General features: G+C 72.6%; 18 protein-coding genes. 8 read left to right on the top strand and 10 right to left on the bottom strand.

Features of this window, described 5'->3' with window-relative positions; translation table 11 throughout:
* Window positions 1-170 precede the first annotated feature (170 nt).
* Complete coding sequence (locus ABT015_RS17745) at window positions 171-455, top strand: hypothetical protein (RefSeq protein ID WP_350879955.1); 285 nt, start codon at window positions 171-173, stop codon at window positions 453-455.
* Window positions 456-700: 245 nt separating this feature from the next.
* On the opposite strand, the gene ABT015_RS17740 is transcribed toward ABT015_RS17745, so the two are convergent.
* Window positions 701-919, bottom strand: coding sequence for a hypothetical protein (locus ABT015_RS17740; RefSeq protein WP_350879954.1), 219 nt, complete (start codon window positions 917-919; stop codon window positions 701-703).
* Between the two features lie 198 nt (window positions 920-1,117).
* On the opposite strand from ABT015_RS17740, the gene ABT015_RS17735 reads away from it, so the two are divergent.
* The gene (locus ABT015_RS17735) at window positions 1,118-1,876 is read left to right on the top strand and encodes a GntR family transcriptional regulator (RefSeq protein ID WP_350879953.1); all 759 of its coding nucleotides are present in this window, start codon (window positions 1,118-1,120) and stop codon (window positions 1,874-1,876) included.
* A 33-nt stretch (window positions 1,877-1,909) separates the two neighbouring features.
* Here ABT015_RS17735 and ABT015_RS17730 read toward each other — a convergent pair whose 3' ends face one another.
* From ABT015_RS17730 to ABT015_RS17720, 3 genes are all read right to left on the bottom strand, one after another.
* A complete protein-coding gene (locus ABT015_RS17730; RefSeq protein ID WP_350879952.1) occupies window positions 1,910-2,170 on the bottom strand; it encodes a Txe/YoeB family addiction module toxin in 261 nt (86 codons plus the stop codon).
* A complete protein-coding gene (locus ABT015_RS17725; protein ID WP_350879951.1) occupies window positions 2,167-2,439 on the bottom strand; it encodes a type II toxin-antitoxin system Phd/YefM family antitoxin in 273 nt (90 codons plus the stop codon). Before ABT015_RS17725 ends, ABT015_RS17730 begins: the two co-directional genes overlap by 4 nt.
* 142 nt (window positions 2,440-2,581) lie before the next feature.
* Window positions 2,582-4,249 carry a fumarate hydratase gene (locus ABT015_RS17720; protein WP_063347981.1) on the bottom strand — a complete coding sequence of 556 codons (1,668 nt, stop codon included), beginning with the start codon at window positions 4,247-4,249 and terminating at the stop codon, window positions 2,582-2,584.
* A 144-nt stretch (window positions 4,250-4,393) separates the two neighbouring features.
* On the opposite strand from ABT015_RS17720, the gene ABT015_RS17715 reads away from it, so the two are divergent.
* Window positions 4,394-5,179 (top strand): DUF1707 SHOCT-like domain-containing protein, encoded by a 786-nt coding sequence (locus ABT015_RS17715; RefSeq protein WP_350879950.1) that lies wholly within the window; start codon window positions 4,394-4,396, stop codon window positions 5,177-5,179.
* Between the two features lie 312 nt (window positions 5,180-5,491).
* Window positions 5,492-5,875: a WhiB family transcriptional regulator gene (locus tag ABT015_RS17710; RefSeq protein WP_371522692.1), complete on the top strand. Its 384-nt coding sequence runs from the start codon at window positions 5,492-5,494 to the stop codon at window positions 5,873-5,875.
* Window positions 5,876-5,962: 87 nt separating this feature from the next.
* Here the strand turns inward: ABT015_RS17710 and glpX are convergent, their stop codons facing one another.
* Window positions 5,963-7,003 carry a class II fructose-bisphosphatase gene (gene glpX / locus ABT015_RS17705; RefSeq protein ID WP_063347979.1) on the bottom strand — a complete coding sequence of 347 codons (1,041 nt, stop codon included), beginning with the start codon at window positions 7,001-7,003 and terminating at the stop codon, window positions 5,963-5,965.
* A 236-nt stretch (window positions 7,004-7,239) separates the two neighbouring features.
* Here glpX and ABT015_RS17700 point away from each other — a divergent pair, with 236 nt between their 5' ends.
* Window positions 7,240-7,755, top strand: coding sequence for a DUF4245 domain-containing protein (locus ABT015_RS17700; protein ID WP_063347978.1), 516 nt, complete (start codon window positions 7,240-7,242; stop codon window positions 7,753-7,755).
* Between the two features lie 151 nt (window positions 7,756-7,906).
* Here ABT015_RS17700 and ABT015_RS17695 read toward each other — a convergent pair whose 3' ends face one another.
* Window positions 7,907-8,509: a malonic semialdehyde reductase gene (locus ABT015_RS17695; protein ID WP_350879948.1), complete on the bottom strand. Its 603-nt coding sequence runs from the start codon at window positions 8,507-8,509 to the stop codon at window positions 7,907-7,909.
* Between the two features lie 114 nt (window positions 8,510-8,623).
* Window positions 8,624-8,881: an exodeoxyribonuclease VII small subunit gene (locus ABT015_RS17690; protein ID WP_350879947.1), complete on the bottom strand. Its 258-nt coding sequence runs from the start codon at window positions 8,879-8,881 to the stop codon at window positions 8,624-8,626.
* Between the two features lie 162 nt (window positions 8,882-9,043).
* On the opposite strand from ABT015_RS17690, the gene ABT015_RS17685 reads away from it, so the two are divergent.
* On the top strand, window positions 9,044-9,538 hold the full coding sequence (locus ABT015_RS17685) for a GNAT family N-acetyltransferase (protein ID WP_350879946.1): 495 nt from the start codon (window positions 9,044-9,046) through the stop codon (window positions 9,536-9,538).
* Window positions 9,539-9,566: 28 nt separating this feature from the next.
* On the opposite strand, the gene xseA is transcribed toward ABT015_RS17685, so the two are convergent.
* Together xseA and ABT015_RS17675 are read right to left on the bottom strand one after the other, a co-directional pair.
* The gene (gene xseA / locus ABT015_RS17680) at window positions 9,567-10,787 is read right to left on the bottom strand and encodes an exodeoxyribonuclease VII large subunit (protein ID WP_350879945.1); all 1,221 of its coding nucleotides are present in this window, start codon (window positions 10,785-10,787) and stop codon (window positions 9,567-9,569) included.
* 33 nt (window positions 10,788-10,820) lie between these two features.
* Window positions 10,821-12,185: an APC family permease gene (locus ABT015_RS17675; RefSeq protein WP_350879944.1), complete on the bottom strand. Its 1,365-nt coding sequence runs from the start codon at window positions 12,183-12,185 to the stop codon at window positions 10,821-10,823.
* A gap of 87 nt (window positions 12,186-12,272) precedes the next feature.
* Between ABT015_RS17675 and ABT015_RS17670 the strand changes: the two genes are divergently transcribed.
* Window positions 12,273-13,247: a 4-hydroxy-3-methylbut-2-enyl diphosphate reductase gene (locus ABT015_RS17670; RefSeq protein WP_350879943.1), complete on the top strand. Its 975-nt coding sequence runs from the start codon at window positions 12,273-12,275 to the stop codon at window positions 13,245-13,247.
* A gap of 178 nt (window positions 13,248-13,425) precedes the next feature.
* The gene (gene ppgK, locus ABT015_RS17665; protein ID WP_350879942.1) at window positions 13,426-14,172 is read left to right on the top strand and encodes a polyphosphate--glucose phosphotransferase; all 747 of its coding nucleotides are present in this window, start codon (window positions 13,426-13,428) and stop codon (window positions 14,170-14,172) included.
* Window positions 14,173-14,194: 22 nt separating this feature from the next.
* Here ppgK and ABT015_RS17660 read toward each other — a convergent pair whose 3' ends face one another.
* The gene (locus ABT015_RS17660; protein ID WP_350879941.1) at window positions 14,195-14,824 is read right to left on the bottom strand and encodes a DUF6542 domain-containing protein; all 630 of its coding nucleotides are present in this window, start codon (window positions 14,822-14,824) and stop codon (window positions 14,195-14,197) included.
* Between the last annotated feature and the right edge of the window lie 168 nt (window positions 14,825-14,992).

Genomic DNA, 14,992 nt, shown 5'->3' with positions numbered 1-14,992 from the left:
TCGGCGGTCCGCCGTGGTGCTTCAGCTTAGGCGGACGCCCGACTCTGCCGGACGGCAGCGCAAGCCGCACGATGTTTATCGGACATTTAATCAACCCTACGATACTGTCCGCACGCCCGTGCCACGGAGGTCGGGCGAGACACATGTGATGACCGAAAGGCGGCCGCCCGATGGCCAATGACCAGAGCGAGACCCCGGTGGCGTCGGCGCCCGAGAACGCGGCGACGACGGATGCCCCGGCCGTCGCTGTGGAGGCGGGCGAGGCTGTCGAGGGCGCGGTGGCCGCGTCCTCGAACACGACCGAGTACACCGCGCCGTCCGACGCGCAGAAGGCGGCGATCGAGAACGACCTGTTCGGGGACGAGGCCGCGCACGTGGTGGAGCCCGTCGCGCCGGCCACGGGCGGGCCGGGCAAGCGGTACGAGCCGGAAGGCATGATCTCCGGCCACCCGTAAGCCGCTCCGGCCGAAGGCCCCGTGCCCCCGTGTCCCGGTCCGGGCGCGGGGGTGCTGTGGGTTTTGGGCGTGCTCCATTCGGCACCGGTGCCCGCCTGGTGGCCGAATCCCGCCCGTGGTGCACTCATGGTGACGGGTGATATCCGTAACGTGCCCGACGGTGGGCGCGGGGCGTTCCGGAATTCCGGATTCACTCGGGGGGATTGCGGGTGAGAATGCTGCTGTTTGCGTGCTTTTTGCCGCAATTAGCGCGGAAGATCGTATTCGGCTGAATCTCGGGGCCCGGGAACGGGCGAGACCCGTCCGGGTTCGGCGGTCCATTCGCGGCCGCCGCCCTCGGGGCGCAGGTAGTGCTCCCCGCCGATGGTGTCCATGTAGATGCCGGTGCGTCCGGTCCTCCGGTCGAGGACGAGTTCACCCACGTGCGGCCGGTAGGCCGCGGAGTCGCGCTGACGGGTGCTCACCGCACTGCTCCTCGCTGTTCTGGTGCGGGTGCGGCTCCGCGTGGGGGGCCGCGCCCTGGTCGCTGTCCGTGTGTGTGGTGCTCGGCGACTACCCAGCATCTCTAGAGAAGCTAATATCTCTAGAGATGTCAACAGTCGTAGCCGCTTACCGTCGGCCGCGGTCGCGCCTACGATTTGTCCGAGGGAGAGGGAGCGGCGATGACCGGCAGCAGTGGCGACAAACAGCCCAAGTACCAACGGATCGCCGACACGCTGAAGGCGGCCATCGACGACGGCCGCTACCGCGCGGGCGACCGGCTGCCGGGCGAGAACGACCTCATGGACGAGTACGGCGTGGCCCGGATGACCGCCCGCCAGGCGCTCGGCGTGCTGCAGAGCGAGGGCATCGCCGAGGCGCGCCGGGGCGCGGGGGTCTTCGTCCGGGACTTCCGGCCGCTGCGCCGGCGCGGGATCCAGCGGCTGGCGCAGGGGCAGTGGGGCTCGGGCCGGTCCATATGGTCGGCGGACATCGACAACCGCCTGCTGGTGGTCGACCAGGTGTCCGTCACCGAACGGGGCGCGCCGGAGCACGTCGCCCGGGTGCTGGGCGTGGATCCGGGCGCGTCGATGTGCGTACGGCACCGCCGCTTCGTGCTGGACGGCAAGCCGGTGCTGCTGTCGACCTCCTACCTGCCGGCCGGCCTGGTCGCCGGCACGGCCATCACCCGCGAGGACACCGGCCCGGGCGGCACCTACGCCCGGCTGGCCGAGATCGGCGCGAAGCCCGTCCACTTCCGCGAGGAGGTCCGGTCCCGGATGCCCGGCACGGAGGAGGCCACCCGCCTGGAGCTGTCGGCGGGCACCCCGGTCATCCTGATCTGCCGCACCGCCTTCGCCGACGACGGCCAGGTCGTCGAGCTCAACGAGATGATCCTCGACGCCGCCTCGTACGTCCTGGAGTACGACTTCGACGCGTGAGCGCGCGCAACGCGGCCGGGGCGGGGTGCGTCGCTACTGGTAGTGGTAGCGGGCCTTGAGGATCATCACTTCCTTCTCGTCGGCCCGGTACACGAGGCGGTGTTCGTCGTCCATCCGGCGTGACCAGTAGCCGGCCAGGTCGCCCTTCAGCGGCTCGGGCTTTCCGATCCCACTGAAGGGGTCGCGCTGGATCTCGCCGACCAGGCGGGTGATCCGCCGAGCCGTCTTCCGGTTCGATCCGAGCCGGAACAGGAAGTCCTCCCAGGCGTCCGGGTCGAAGTGGACACTCCTCACACCTCACCCGCCAGGGCTTTCAACTCCTCCAGGGTCCTGGTGACGCCGGGGTGGCCGGCCTTGTCGCGGGCGACGGCCGCCATGAGCCGCTGGGCGTTGGCGGGAGAGCGCAGGAGATAGATCGTCTCCTGCCACGCGTCGTAGTCCTCGGCCGACATGAGGACCGCGTCCCCGCTCCTGGAGGTGATCCTTATCGGGGCGTGGTCGTCATTGACCTTCTTGATCAACGGGAAGAGCTGGGTGCGTGCCTCGCTCGCACTGATCGCCATCGCCGCGCCTCCATGTCCGTACCGGTTCTCGGTACCGCCACGGTACGAGTCCTGGGTACCACCTGCCACCGCATTGCGTCCGTGCGGAACCGCCCCGGTCGCGACGGGCGCGGCCGGGGCGGCCGGGGGGAGACCGGGGTGGTCACTCCTTGGAGCGGACCCGGAGGCTGGTGATCAGCGGGCCCTCGGTGGTCTCGCGGAAGAAGTCGTTGCCCTTGTCGTCGACCACGATGAAGGCCGGGAAGTCCTCGACCTCGATGCGCCAGACGGCCTCCATGCCGAGCTCGGCGTACTCCAGGACCTCGACCTTCTTGATGCAGTCCTGGGCGAGACGGGCGGCCGGGCCGCCGATGGAGCCGAGGTAGAAGCCGCCGTGGGCGGCGCAGGCGTCGGTGACCTGCTTGCTGCGGTTGCCCTTGGCGAGCATGACCATGGAGCCGCCGGCGGCCTGGAACTGGTCGACGTAGGAGTCCATCCGGCCGGCGGTGGTGGGGCCGAAGGAGCCGGAGGCGTAGCCCTCGGGGGTCTTGGCCGGGCCGGCGTAGTAGACGGGGTGGTCCTGGAGGTACTTGGGCATGCCCTCGCCGGCGTCCAGGCGCTCCTTGATCTTGGCGTGGGCGATGTCGCGGGCGACGACCAGGGTGCCGGTGAGCGAGAGCCGGGTCTTGACCGGGTACTTGGACAGCTCGGCGCGGATCGCGGACATCGGCTGGTCGAGGTCGACGCGCACGACGTCGTCGTCCAGGTGCTCGTCGGTGGTGTCCGGCAGGTACTTGGCCGGGTCGGTCTCCAGCTGCTCCAGGAAGACGCCCTCGGCGGTGATCTTGCCGAGCGCCTGGCGGTCGGCCGAGCAGGAGACGGCCATGGCGACCGGCAGCGAGGCGCCGTGGCGCGGCAGGCGGACGACCCGCACGTCGTGGCAGAAGTACTTGCCGCCGAACTGGGCGCCGATGCCGATCTTCTGGGTCAGCTCGGTGACCTTCGCCTCCAGCTCCAGGTCGCGGAAGCCGTGGCCGGTCTTGGCGTCGCCGGAGGTCGGCAGGTTGTCCAGGTAGTGCGCGGACGCGTACTTGGCGGTCTTGAGCGCGAACTCGGCGCTGGTGCCGCCGATCACGATCGCCAGGTGGTACGGCGGGCAGGCGGCGGTGCCGAGGGAGCGGATCTTCTGCTCCAGGAACGAGAGCATGCTCGCCTCGTTCAGGATGGCCTTGGTCTCCTGGTACAGGTACGACTTGTTGGCGGAGCCGCCGCCCTTGGCCATGAAGAGGAACTTGTACGCGCCGCCGTCGGTGGCGTACAGCTCGATCTGGGCCGGCAGGTTGTTGCCGGTGTTCTTCTCGTCCCACATGGTCACCGGGGCCATCTGGGAGTAGCGCAGGTTGAGCTTGGTGTACGCGTCGAAGACGCCGCGCGCGATGGCCGACTCGTCGCCGCCCTCGGTGAGCACGTTCTGGCCGCGCTTGCCCATGACGATGGCGGTGCCGGTGTCCTGGCACATCGGCAGGATGCCGCCGGCCGAGATGTTGACGTTCTTCAGCAGGTCGAGCGCGACGAAGCGGTCGTTCGGGCTGGCCTCCGGGTCGTCCAGGATGCGGCGCAGCTGGGCGAGGTGGGCGGGGCGCAGGTAGTGCGAGATGTCGTGCATCGCCTCGGCGGTGAGCAGCCGCAGCGCCTCGGGCTCGACCTGGAGGAAGGTGCGACCGCCGGCCTCGAAGGTGGAGACACCCTCGGAGGTCAGCTTGCGGTACGGGGTCGGGTCAGCGCCCAGGGGGAGCAGGTCGCTGTACTCGAAGTCTGGCGTGGGAGCCATGGGGGCGGTCCTTAGGTTTCCGTGGTCCGGCTGCGTCGGCGAAGCACCCTCAAGGGTAGGACCCGGCCCCGCGTCGCTCGCGGACAGGGCAGCCTGCGTGACCGGGCTCACTCGGCCGCACGTACGAGCGACTAGTCTTGCGCCGTGGACAACTCGCCGTCGCAGGACGATCCGGGGCAGCCGTCCGTGCCGGCGCCCGTACCGATGACCAAGCCCGAGACCCGGCCCGAGCCGCAGCCGCAGCTCCGGCCACTGCCCGAGCCGAAGACCCAGCCGCCGCACGCCCCCGTGGCGCAGGCGGAGATGCGGGTGTCGGACGCCGACCGCGAGCGGATCGCGGAACTGCTGCGGGACGCCTACGCCGAGGGCCGGCTGGACGCGGACGAGCACGCGGACCGGATCGGGGCCGCGTACGCCGCCAAGACCTTCGGCGATCTGGTGCCGCTGACCAGGGACCTGCCGGGCCACCGGCCGCTGTCGTTCGAGAAGCCGCCGCTGGAGGCCCCGGCGCCGCGTGCGGTGACGCCCGCGCTGCCGCCCGCGCGCCAGGAGTCGCCGTCGATGGTGGCGATCTTCGGCGGCTCGTCCCGCAAGGGCCGCTGGCGGGTGGGGTCGCACCTGAAGGCGTTCGCGGCGTTCGGCGGGGTGGAGATCGACCTGACCGACGCCGTGTTCGAGTCGCCCGAGGTGGAGATCGAGGTGACGGCGCTGTTCGGCGGCGTCGAGATCCGGGTGCCGGAGAACGTGAGCCTGCACGGCGGCGGCGTCGGCATCTTCGGCGGATTCGACGTCAAGGAGCAGACGGCGGCGGACCCGTACGCGCCGGTGGTCCGGGTCAAGGGAGTCGCGGTGTTCGGCGGTTGCGAGGCCAAGCCGCGCCGGGGCAAGAAGCTCAAGGAGTGGGTGCGCAAGCAACTCGGCACCGAGTAGCCGGGGTTGGCGGTCGAACGCCCGGTCGGGGGTCAACTCCCGGCCGGGCGTTCCGCGTTGTCTCAGGTGCGCTCCGTAGTCGATTGCGTGCAGTGTGCATGAATCGCGGGCGGGCGGGGTAGTTCCTTCCGCACATCGCTTCTTGTACGGCTGCGCACCGGAGGCGGCCCAGCGGCCGACTCGGGGTTGGACAGCGGGGGCTCGCAGCCGGGCAGGGGAGCGAGCTTCCCCGTGTCCGAGAGTCTCGTCAGGAGTACGGCCGTGCTGCATCCGATCGAGTCCCGCACCACCTCGCCCGTCGCCGCCGCGCAGTTGCTGGAGCGCAGTCCGCAGCCGCACCCCCCGGGCGGCCAGGGCCCCCAGACCGCCGCCCAGGGCGCGTCCTCGGGCGAGGACAGCCCCTGGCACACCGGCGCGGCCTGCCGGCGGGACGAGGTGGGGCTGTTCTTCGCGCCCTCGAAGGAGCCGACGGCGGCCCGGTTGTCGCGCGAGGAGCAGGCGAAGCAGGTGTGCGCCCGGTGTCCGGTGCTGCTGGAGTGCCGCGAGCACGCGCTGGCGCAGCCGGAGCCGTACGGGGTCTGGGGCGGGCTGACGGCCGCCGAGCGGCGGGTGGTGCTGGCCCGTCGCCGCCGCCGGGAGTCGGAGCTGCGCGAGGCGACCCGGGTGGTCGCGGGGCAGCGGCGGATAGCGGGCTGACGGGGCTCCGGGTGTGCCCCGGGCCGGACGCGCCGCGGCCTCGGCGGAGGGGGATTCCGCCGAGGCCGCGGGTGCGGTCGCCCGGTGTCAGTTGGCGCGGTCGAAGTCGATCGCGCTGTAGGCCCGCAGCTTCGACAGCTTGTGGACGGAGTTGATCTCGCGGATCGTGCCGCTCTTGGAACGCATCACCAGCGAACTGGTGGTGGCGGTCTCCTGGCGGTAGTGCACGCCGCGCAGCAGCTCGCCGTCGGTGATGCCGGTGGCGACGAAGAACACGTTCTCGCCGCTGACCAGGTCGTCGGTGGTGAGCACCCGGTCCAGGTCGTGGCCGGCGTCGAGGGCCTTCTGCCGCTCGGCGTCGTCCTTGGGCCACAGCCGGCCCTGGATGACGCCGCCCATGCACTTCATGGCGCAGGCCGCGATGATGCCCTCGGGGGTGCCGCCGATGCCCATCAGCAGGTCGACGCCGGTGCCCTCGCGGGCGGCCATGATGGCGCCGGCCACGTCGCCGTCGGAGATGAACTTGATCCGGGCGCCCGCTTCGCGGATCTCCCGGACCAGGCCGTCGTGGCGCGGGCGGTCGAGGACGACGACGGTGACGTCCTCGACGGCGCTGCCCTTGGCCTTGGCGACCCGGCGGATGTTGACGGCCGCGGGGGCGGTGATGTCGACGAACTCGGCGGCCTCGGGGCCGGCCACCAGCTTGTCCATGTAGAACACGGCGCTGGGGTCGAACATGGTGCCGCGGTCGGCGACGGCCAGGACGGCGACGGCGTTGTTCATGCCCTTGGCGGTGAGCGTGGTGCCGTCGACCGGGTCGACCGCGACGTCGCACTCGGCGCCGGTGCCGTCGCCGACCCGCTCGCCGTTGTAGAGCATCGGGGCTTCGTCCTTCTCGCCCTCCCCGATGACGACCACGCCGTTCATCGAGACGGTCGAGACGAGGGTGCGCATCGCCTTGACGGCGGCGCCGTCCGCGCCGTTCTTGTCGCCACGGCCGACCCACCGGCCGGCGGCCATGGCGGCCGCCTCGGTGACCCGGACGAGTTCGAGCGCGAGGTTCCGGTCCGGAGCCTCGGGCGCGACCTCCAGGGCGCTGGGAAGGTGGTTCGGGTACTGCGTGGTCATCGTCGTTACCTCTCTGTACGCGACGGCCAGTAAGCGCCCGACTACTGCCTGGTCGAACGCCGTGGTGAGGGTCCTGCGATCGTATCTGCCTATGAGATGACTGTCTGTGGCGCGGGTCGCCACCCGGGGCCCGACAAGGTCGGTTCGTCCCGCTTCACCCGTACGCGGGCACCCCGGGTGGCCGTACCGCCGTAGGGATGAGTCACCATGTGGGGGTGGCTGGAGAGAGCAAACGCATGAGGGGCCGGGAGACCGTACGGGACATGGTCCTGTCGATGCTGGCGGTCGGCGCCGTGGTCTGGATCGGGTACCTGTTCCTTCCGCACGACGCGAACAGCGACCCGGTGCACGTGGTCGAGTACAAGGTGGCGGCGGCCTCCGCGAAGCGCGGCGCGCCGTACCCGCTGCTCTCCCCGGACGGGCTGTCCGACCAGTGGCGGGCCACCTCGGTCGGCTACCAGCCGGCCGCGATCAGCAAGGGCAAGGGCAACGCCTGGCACCTGGGCTTCGTCACGCCGTCCGGCCAGTACGCGGCGGTCGAGCAGAGCGACGTCCCGCGCGACGCGCTGCTGGCCGACAAGATCGCGGGCGGCAAGCCGGACGGCACCTCGGAGGTCGCCGGGCGCACCTGGGAGCGGGTGCAGGGCGAGAAGTCCCGCGCCCTGACCGTGCAGACCGGCGACGCGACCACCGTGCTCACCGGCACCGCCTCCTATGAGGAACTGGCCGAGCTGGCCCAGGCGCTCAAGTAGCCCTTCCCCCCGGGCGGCCCTGGGGGGAAGGGCTCCGTACGCCCCCGCGAACGCCCCGCGGACGCGCCCGTACGACCCCGAACGCCCCCGTGCGCATACGGAGAGGGCCCGCACCGGACGAACCGGTGCGGGCCCTCTCGCGTACGGCGGATCAGACCGTGGTGACGACCTGGTCGTACTCCAGGCGCGGCGAGCGCGGGAACCACGCCTCGTCGCCCGGCTTGCCGATGTTGACCACGGCCAGCACCGAGTGCTCGCCGTCGCCGAAGAACTCCTTGTTGATGCCCTCGGCGTCGTAGCCGGTCATCGGGCCGGCGGCCAGGCCGGCGGCGCGCACGCCGATGATGAAGTAGGCGGCCTGCAGCGCGCCGTTCAGCGAGGCGGAGCGCTCGCGGACGGTGCGCTCGGAGAAGAACACGTCCTTGGCCTGCGGGAAGTGCGGGAACTGGGTCGGCAGCTCCTCGTGGAACTCGTTGTCCGCGGCGAGGATGGCGACCAGCGGGGCGGTGCTGGTCTTGGCCTTGTTGCCGTCCGCCAGGTGCTGGACGAGGCGCTCGCGGCCCTCGGTCGAGCGGACCAGGACGACGCGCAGCGGCTGCTGGTTGAAGGCGGTCGGGCCGTACTTGACCAGCTCGTAGATGGCCTGGACCTGCTCCTCGGTCACCGGCTCGTCGGTGAAGGTGTTCGCGGTGCGGGCCTCGCGGAACAGCAGGTCCTGAGCGGCGGCGTCGAGTACCAGGGCGTCGGTGGTCATGCTTGTCTGCACCTCATGCGGGAGGGGGGTTCGTCGGATTGACCGGCCGCGGCCGGTCACACCATCTCAACATGGATGAAGATTCAACGATTCCCCGGCCCGCTGTGAGCCGCGTCACTGCCCGTCCGCGGCCCCGTCCTCCTCGGCGGCCAGCGCCGCGTCCAGCCGGGCCCGGGCGCCGTCCAGCCAGCGCTGGCACACCTTCGCCAGCTGCTCGCCGCGCTCCCACAGCGCCAGCGACTCCTCCAGCGACGTCCCGCCGTTCTCCAGCTGCCGGACCACCTCCAGCAGCGCGTCCCGGGCGTGCTCGTAGCCCAGCGCGTCGTCCGGGGTCGGCGCCGCCGCGTCCTGCTGCTCCTGCTGCTCTGCCATGCGTGCCAGCGTAGGGGCTGGAGCCGACAGAGCCGGCGCGGCACCGGCGCAACGGCCGTGGCGGGGTGAGGCCGCGGGCGAAGGCGGCAGGTGAAGGCGGCAGGTGAAGGCCACGGCGAAATCGGATGCAGCCGGCCGGCCGGCGGCGCTACCCTCCGCCGCATGATCACGGTCCGACCCGCCGCCCCGGCCGACGCCCCCGAGCTCGTCCGGCTGCGCGACCTGATGTTCGAGGCGATGCCCAGCATGGCCGGCCTGACCGGGCCGGGGCCCTGGCAGGCCACCGCCGAGCGGATACTGCGCGAGCGCCTCGCCGCCCCGGCCGGGGAACTGACCATGCAGTCCTTCGTGGTGGACGACCCGCGGCGGCCCGGCCGGCTCGCCGCCTGCGCGGTCGGCACGCTGGAGCACCGGCTGCCCTCACCGGGAAACCCGGACGGCCGGTTCGGCTTCGTCTTCAACATCTGCACGGACCCCGGCCACCGGCTGCGCGGCTACGCCCGGGCCTGCACCGAGGCGCTGCTGGACTGGTTCGACGACCAGCGGGTCGGCCGGATCGACCTGCACGCCAGCAGCGGCGGCGAGGCGCTCTACCGCAGCCTCGGCTTCGGCGAGCACTCCCGCGCGCTCTCCCGGCAGCGCTCCCACGAGGCCTGACCGTCGTCCACCGTGGCGCCGGGCGGTCCTACGAGCCCTGACCGTCCGCCACCGCGACGTCGAAGGCCCCGCCCGCGACCCGGGCGCGCAGCTCCTCGCCGGCCGTGACCTGCGCCGGGTCGGTCACCACCGTGCCGTCCGTCCGCTGGAGCACCGCGTAGCCGCGCTCCAGGGTGGCCGCCGGGGACAGCGCGACCACCCGGGCGAGGGTGTGCCCGAGGTCGCTCTGCGCGTGGTCCAGCCGGTGCCGCAGGGTGCGCCGGGCCCGCTCCAGCAGCGCGGTGACCTCCTGGCCGCGCCCGTCCAGCATCCGGTGCGGGGCGGCCAGCGCGGGGCGGCTGCGCACGCCGTCCAGCCCGTGCTGCTCGCGCTCGACCCGGCCGAGGACGTGCCGCCGGGCACGGTCCCGCAGCAGGCGGACCTTGGCCAGCTCCTCGCCGACGTCCGGAACCACCCGTTTGGCGGCATCGGTCGGGGTGGAGGCGCGCAGGTCGGCGACGAAGTCCAGCAGCGGCTGGTCCGGCTCGTGCCCGATCGCGCTGACCACCGGGGTACGGGCGGCCGCGACCAGCCGCACCAGCCCCTCGTCCGAGAACGGCAGCAGGTCCTCGACGCTGCCGCCGCCGCGGGCCACGATGATCACGTCCACCTCGGGGTGCTCGTCAAGCTCCCGGACGGCCGCGCTCACCCGCTCCACCGCGCTGACCCCCTGCACCGGGACGTTGCGCACCTCGAAGCGGACGGCCGGCCAGCGCCGCCGGGCGTTCTCCAGCACGTCCCGCTCGGCCGCCGAGCCGCGCCCGGTGACCAGCCCGACGCACTGGGGCAGGAACGGCAGCGGCCGCTTGCGCTCGGCCGCGAACAGGCCCTCCCCGGCGAGCCGCCGCTTCAGCTGCTCCAGTCGGGCCAGCAACTCGCCCAGCCCGACCGGCCGGATCTCCGAGGCCCGCAGCGACAGCTGCCCGCGCGCCGCGTACCACTCCGGCTTGGCGTGCACGACGACCCGCGCGCCCTCCTGCACCACCTCCGCGACCTGGTCGAACACCGAGCGGAAGCAGGTCACCGTGAGCGACACGTCCGCCTGCGGGTCGCGCAGGGTCAGGAACACCACGCCCGCCCCCGGCCGGCGGCTGAGCTGGGTGATCTGCCCCTCCACCCAGACCGCGCCGAGCCGGTCGATCCAGCCGCCGATCAGCGCGGAGACCTTGCCGACCGGGATCGGGGCTTCGGGGGAGCTGGTGTTGGCCATGCGTACGAGGCTAGCGGCGCCGGCAGACAGGCCCTATCGGCGTCGGCCGACAGGGCCGCCCGGAGTGGGGGAGCCCTGGACACCCAGCACCACCAGCCCGACCGCCAGCCAGATCAGCCCGACGAGCTGCGCGGTCGTCGAGGCCTCGTAGACCACCGCGGCGATCACCGCGATCCCCAGGGCCGGGACGAGCAGGTGCCGCACCCGGTCCCGGGAGCCGTGCCGCACCGTGTACCAGCCGATCACCGAGGCGTGCAGCAGCGCGAAGGCGGTCAGCGCGCCCACGTTGACCACCGAGGTCAGCTGGTCCAGCCCGTCGTCCCGGTCGGCCGCCCAGACCGCCGCGGCCATCGTGATCACCGCGGCCGCCAGCAGCGCCCGGCGCGGCACCGCGGTGGCCGGGTCGACCGTACCGAGCACGCGCGGCAGCCGCCCCTCCCGGCCCATCGCGTAGACCAGCCGCCCGGCCGCCGCCTGCCCGGCCAGCGCCGCGAAGGCCGCGCCGATCGCCTTGCTGGCCGCCACCAGGACGTGCAGCCAGTGCCCGACCCCGCTCTCCACCGTGTCGTAGAAGGCCGAGCCCTGCGCCGCCGGGTCGGCCGCCAGCTGCTGCGGGCCCAGCGGCTCCAGCAGTGCCGCCAGGTAGGTCTGGGCGACGAACAGCACCCCGGCCAGTGCCAGGCACCAGAGCACGGCCCGGGCCACCGCCGCCGAGGCGCCGACCGCCTCCTCGACGAAGGTGGCGATCGCGTCGAAGCCCAGGTAGGAGAGCACCGCGACGGACACCGCCGAGATCACCGCGGTCAGCGAGAAGGCGCCGACGGCGGTGAACGGGGTGTCCCAGCCGCGCCGGGCGCCGCCCTGGACCAGTGCCACCACGGCCGCGGCGACGAACACCGCGAGCACCGCGATCTCCAGGGCGAGCACCGCGAAGCCGACCACGGCCGCCGTCCGTACGCCGATCAGGTTGAGCGCGGTGGTCAGCACCACCGCGAGCGCCGTCCACACCCAGCGGGAGACCCCGGGCACCAGCGAGTTCAGCGCGATCCCGGAGAACAGGTAGGCGACCGCCGGGATCAGCAGGTAGTCGAGCATCGCCATCCAGCCGGCGACGAACCCGGGCCCCTCGCCCAGCCCGGCCCGCGCGTAGGCGAACACCGAGCCGGTCTGCGGCACCGCGCGCACCATCTGGGCGTACGAGAAGGCGGTGAAACCCATCGCGACGGTCGCGGCCAGGTAGACGGTGGCGACGGCGCCGTGGCTCCTGGCGTCCAGGACGCCGAACACGCCGACCGGTGCCATCGGAGCGATGAACAGCAGGCCGTAGACCATCAGGTCGCGGACGCTCAGGCTGCGGCGCAGGCCGCCCGGTTCCGTTTGCCCGTTCGCAGAGCTCATAGACACCACATTTGAGCACCGACGACCGGGTCTGTCCGGAAAGCGCCTCCCGTCGGCGCGGCTCGGCGCCGCCCGTACGATGGAGCCATGTCCAACACCGCGCCGCGCCGTGTCCTGCTCGCCGCCCCCCGGGGCTACTGCGCGGGTGTAGACCGCGCCGTGATCGCCGTGGAGAAGGCCCTGGAGCAGTACGGGGCGCCCATCTACGTCCGCAAGCAGATCGTCCACAACAAGTATGTGGTGCAGACCCTGGAGAAGAAGGGCGCGATCTTCGTCGACGAGACGGAGGAGGTGCCCGAGGGCTCGATCGTGGTCTTCTCCGCGCACGGCGTCGCGCCGTCCGTCCACGACGAGGCGAAGGCCGGCCGGCTGGCCACCATCGACGCCACCTGCCCGCTGGTCACCAAGGTGCACAAGGAGGCCGTGCGCTTCGCCGACGAGGGCTTCGACATCCTGCTGGTGGGCCACGAGGGCCACGAGGAGGTCGTCGGGACGATGGGCGAGGCCCCGGACCGGATCCACCTGGTGGACGGCGCCGAGGACGTCGCCAACGTGCGGGTCCAGGACGAGTCCCGGGTCGTCTGGCTGTCCCAGACCACTCTGTCGGTGGACGAGACCATGGCCACCGTCGGCGAGCTGAAGAAGCGCTTCCCGGCGCTGGTCAGCCCGCCCAGCGACGACATCTGCTACGCCACCCAGAACCGCCAGGTCGCGGTCAAGCAGATGGCCCCCGAGACCGACCTGCTGATCGTGGTCGGCTCCAAGAACTCCTCCAACTCCGTCCGCCTGGTCGAGGTCGGCCTGGAGTACGGCGCCAAGGCCGCCCATCTGGTGGACTTCGCCGAGGAGGTCCAGGAGTCCTGGCTGGAGGGCGTCGGCACGGTCGGCCTGACCAGCGGCGCCTCCGTCCCGGAGATCCTGGTCGAGGGCGTGCTGGAGTGGCTGGCCGCGCGCGGCTACGACACGGTCGAGACGGTCAAGACCGCCGAGGAGCACCTGACCTTCTCGCTGCCCAAGGAGCTGCGCCGCGACCTGCGCGCCGAGGCGGCGGGCAAGCTGTAGGGCCGAGCCCGGGGCCGCTCCCGGATCGCTCCCGGATCGCTCCCGGGCCCTTTCGCGCAGAGCCCGGCACCCCCTCGGGGTTGCCGGGTTTTCTGCTGTGCGTCCACCCGTGCCCTCTCGTAGTTTTGTGCACAGGCTGTGGACAAGCGGTCCGCGGCCCCGGCGGAGGGTGGACGTGATGGCGGCGGTATTCGGCGTGGACATCGGCGGTTCGGGCATCAAGGGCGCTCCGGTCGACCTCGCCCGGGGCGTGCCGGCCCAGGAGCGGTACAAGGTGCTCACCCCGCAGCCGTCCGCCCCCGAGGCCGTGGTCGCCGCCGTCCGCGAGGTGGTCCGCCAGTTCGACCACCAGGGCCCGGTCGGGCTCACCTTCCCCGGCGTGGTGGTCGACGGCCGGACCAGAACCGCCGCCAACGTGGACAAGGGCTGGATCGGCCTGGACGCAGCGGGCCTGTTCCGCGAGGCGCTCGACCTGCCCGCGACCGTGCTCAACGACGCCGACGCGGCCGGGCTCGCCGAGACCGTGCACGGCGCCGGGCGCGACCAGTCGGGCGTGGTGCTGGTGCTCACCTTCGGCACCGGCATCGGCAGCGCGCTCTTCGTGGACGGCGTGCTGGTGCCCAACACCGAGCTGGGTCACCTGGAACTGCGCGGCAAGGACGCCGAGCGTCGGGCCTCCTCGGCCGCCAAGGAACGTCACGGGCTGACCTGGGAGCAGTGGGCCGGGCGGGTCGACGAGTACCTGGACCTGGTCGAGATGCTGTTCTCGCCGCAGCTGGTCGTGATCGGCGGCGGGGTGAGCCGCAAGCACGAGAAGTTCCTGCCGCTGCTGCGGGAGCGGGAGGCGCGGGTGGTGCCGGCCGAGCTGCGCAACGACGCGGGCATCGTCGGCGCCGCCATGGCGGCGGCCCGGGCGGCGGGCTGAGGCCGCCCGCCCGAGGCACCGCTCAGCGGGAGCGCTGGATCCGGCGCTGGGCCACGAACCGGGCGAGCACGATCAGCGCGGCCAGCCCGGTGCCGGAGAACAGCCAGCCGGCCCGCAGCGCCAGCCCGGTCGCCAGCGCCACCACCTGGGCGGTGACGCCCGAGGAGGTGACCGGCCCGAGCAGCAGCAGTGCCAGCGCGAAGGCGATCGGCCCGCTGATCGGTGCGGCCAGCAGGTCGACGTAGCGCACCCGGACGGCCAGCTGGAAGCAGACGGCCAGGTAGCCGACGCCGAACAGCCAGCCGAGGCCGTCGAACAGCAGCCGGTCCAGGCCCGCGACGGCGAGCGTCGCCAGCATGGCGGCCACGCCCGTGCCGATGGCGGTCAGCCGGGTCGGCCGCCCGGTCCGGCGCCGCCCGTACAGCGGGGCCTCGGCGCGTCCGCGCAGCGGCAGCCGCAACCGAAGCCTGGGGGTGGCCGGGCGGGCGACGGCGGGCGGCCCGGCTACCGGGCGTAGCCGGGCGGCAGGGGCGGCGGCGGGGGCTCCGGCGGTCTCGGGAGCCCGGCCGGGCCCGGGGACGGCGGCCCCGGCCGCGCCGGTCGGCGGTCGGCGTCTGGGCCCTGGCGGCTGGGTACGGATGCTCTGCTCCACCCGCCCAACGTACGGTCCGATCATCGCCACACTGTGTAATGGACCGTTCAGGTCTTGCCCCGTGTCTCCTGGCGGAGTGCTGATGTGATCGTCGTTCAGCTGCCTGACCTGTCCGGCCCAGCCACCCGGGCGCGGAGTTCCTGGCGCCCCTCCCGGCGGCGACCGGGG

It is taken from the genome of Kitasatospora sp. NPDC094016, from assembly GCF_040304045.1.
GTDB lineage: Bacteria > Actinomycetota > Actinomycetes > Streptomycetales > Streptomycetaceae > Kitasatospora.
Note: the sequence above shows the minus strand (reverse complement) of the source record. Positions and strands in the feature narration are given on the sequence as shown.

What these genes read in the sequence shown, in the direction of transcription:
- ABT015_RS17745 (WP_350879955.1), top strand. Translation starts at nt 171, where the DNA reads ATGGCCAATGACCAGAGCGAGACCCCGGTGGCGTCGGCGCCCGAGAAC.
- ABT015_RS17735 (WP_350879953.1), top strand. Translation starts at nt 1,118, where the DNA reads ATGACCGGCAGCAGTGGCGACAAACAGCCCAAGTACCAACGGATCGCC.
- ABT015_RS17725 (WP_350879951.1), bottom strand. Translation starts at nt 2,439, where the DNA reads ATGGCGATCAGTGCGAGCGAGGCACGCACCCAGCTCTTCCCGTTGATC.
- ABT015_RS17720 (WP_063347981.1), bottom strand. Translation starts at nt 4,249, where the DNA reads ATGGCTCCCACGCCAGACTTCGAGTACAGCGACCTGCTCCCCCTGGGC.
- glpX (WP_063347979.1), bottom strand. Translation starts at nt 7,003, where the DNA reads ATGACCACGCAGTACCCGAACCACCTTCCCAGCGCCCTGGAGGTCGCG.
- ABT015_RS17700 (WP_063347978.1), top strand. Translation starts at nt 7,240, where the DNA reads ATGAGGGGCCGGGAGACCGTACGGGACATGGTCCTGTCGATGCTGGCG.
- ABT015_RS17695 (WP_350879948.1), bottom strand. Translation starts at nt 8,509, where the DNA reads ATGACCACCGACGCCCTGGTACTCGACGCCGCCGCTCAGGACCTGCTG.
- ABT015_RS17690 (WP_350879947.1), bottom strand. Translation starts at nt 8,881, where the DNA reads ATGGCAGAGCAGCAGGAGCAGCAGGACGCGGCGGCGCCGACCCCGGAC.
- ABT015_RS17685 (WP_350879946.1), top strand. Translation starts at nt 9,044, where the DNA reads ATGATCACGGTCCGACCCGCCGCCCCGGCCGACGCCCCCGAGCTCGTC.
- xseA (WP_350879945.1), bottom strand. Translation starts at nt 10,787, where the DNA reads ATGGCCAACACCAGCTCCCCCGAAGCCCCGATCCCGGTCGGCAAGGTC.
- ABT015_RS17675 (WP_350879944.1), bottom strand. Translation starts at nt 12,185, where the DNA reads ATGAGCTCTGCGAACGGGCAAACGGAACCGGGCGGCCTGCGCCGCAGC.
- ABT015_RS17670 (WP_350879943.1), top strand. Translation starts at nt 12,273, where the DNA reads ATGTCCAACACCGCGCCGCGCCGTGTCCTGCTCGCCGCCCCCCGGGGC.
- ppgK (WP_350879942.1), top strand. Translation starts at nt 13,426, where the DNA reads ATGGCGGCGGTATTCGGCGTGGACATCGGCGGTTCGGGCATCAAGGGC.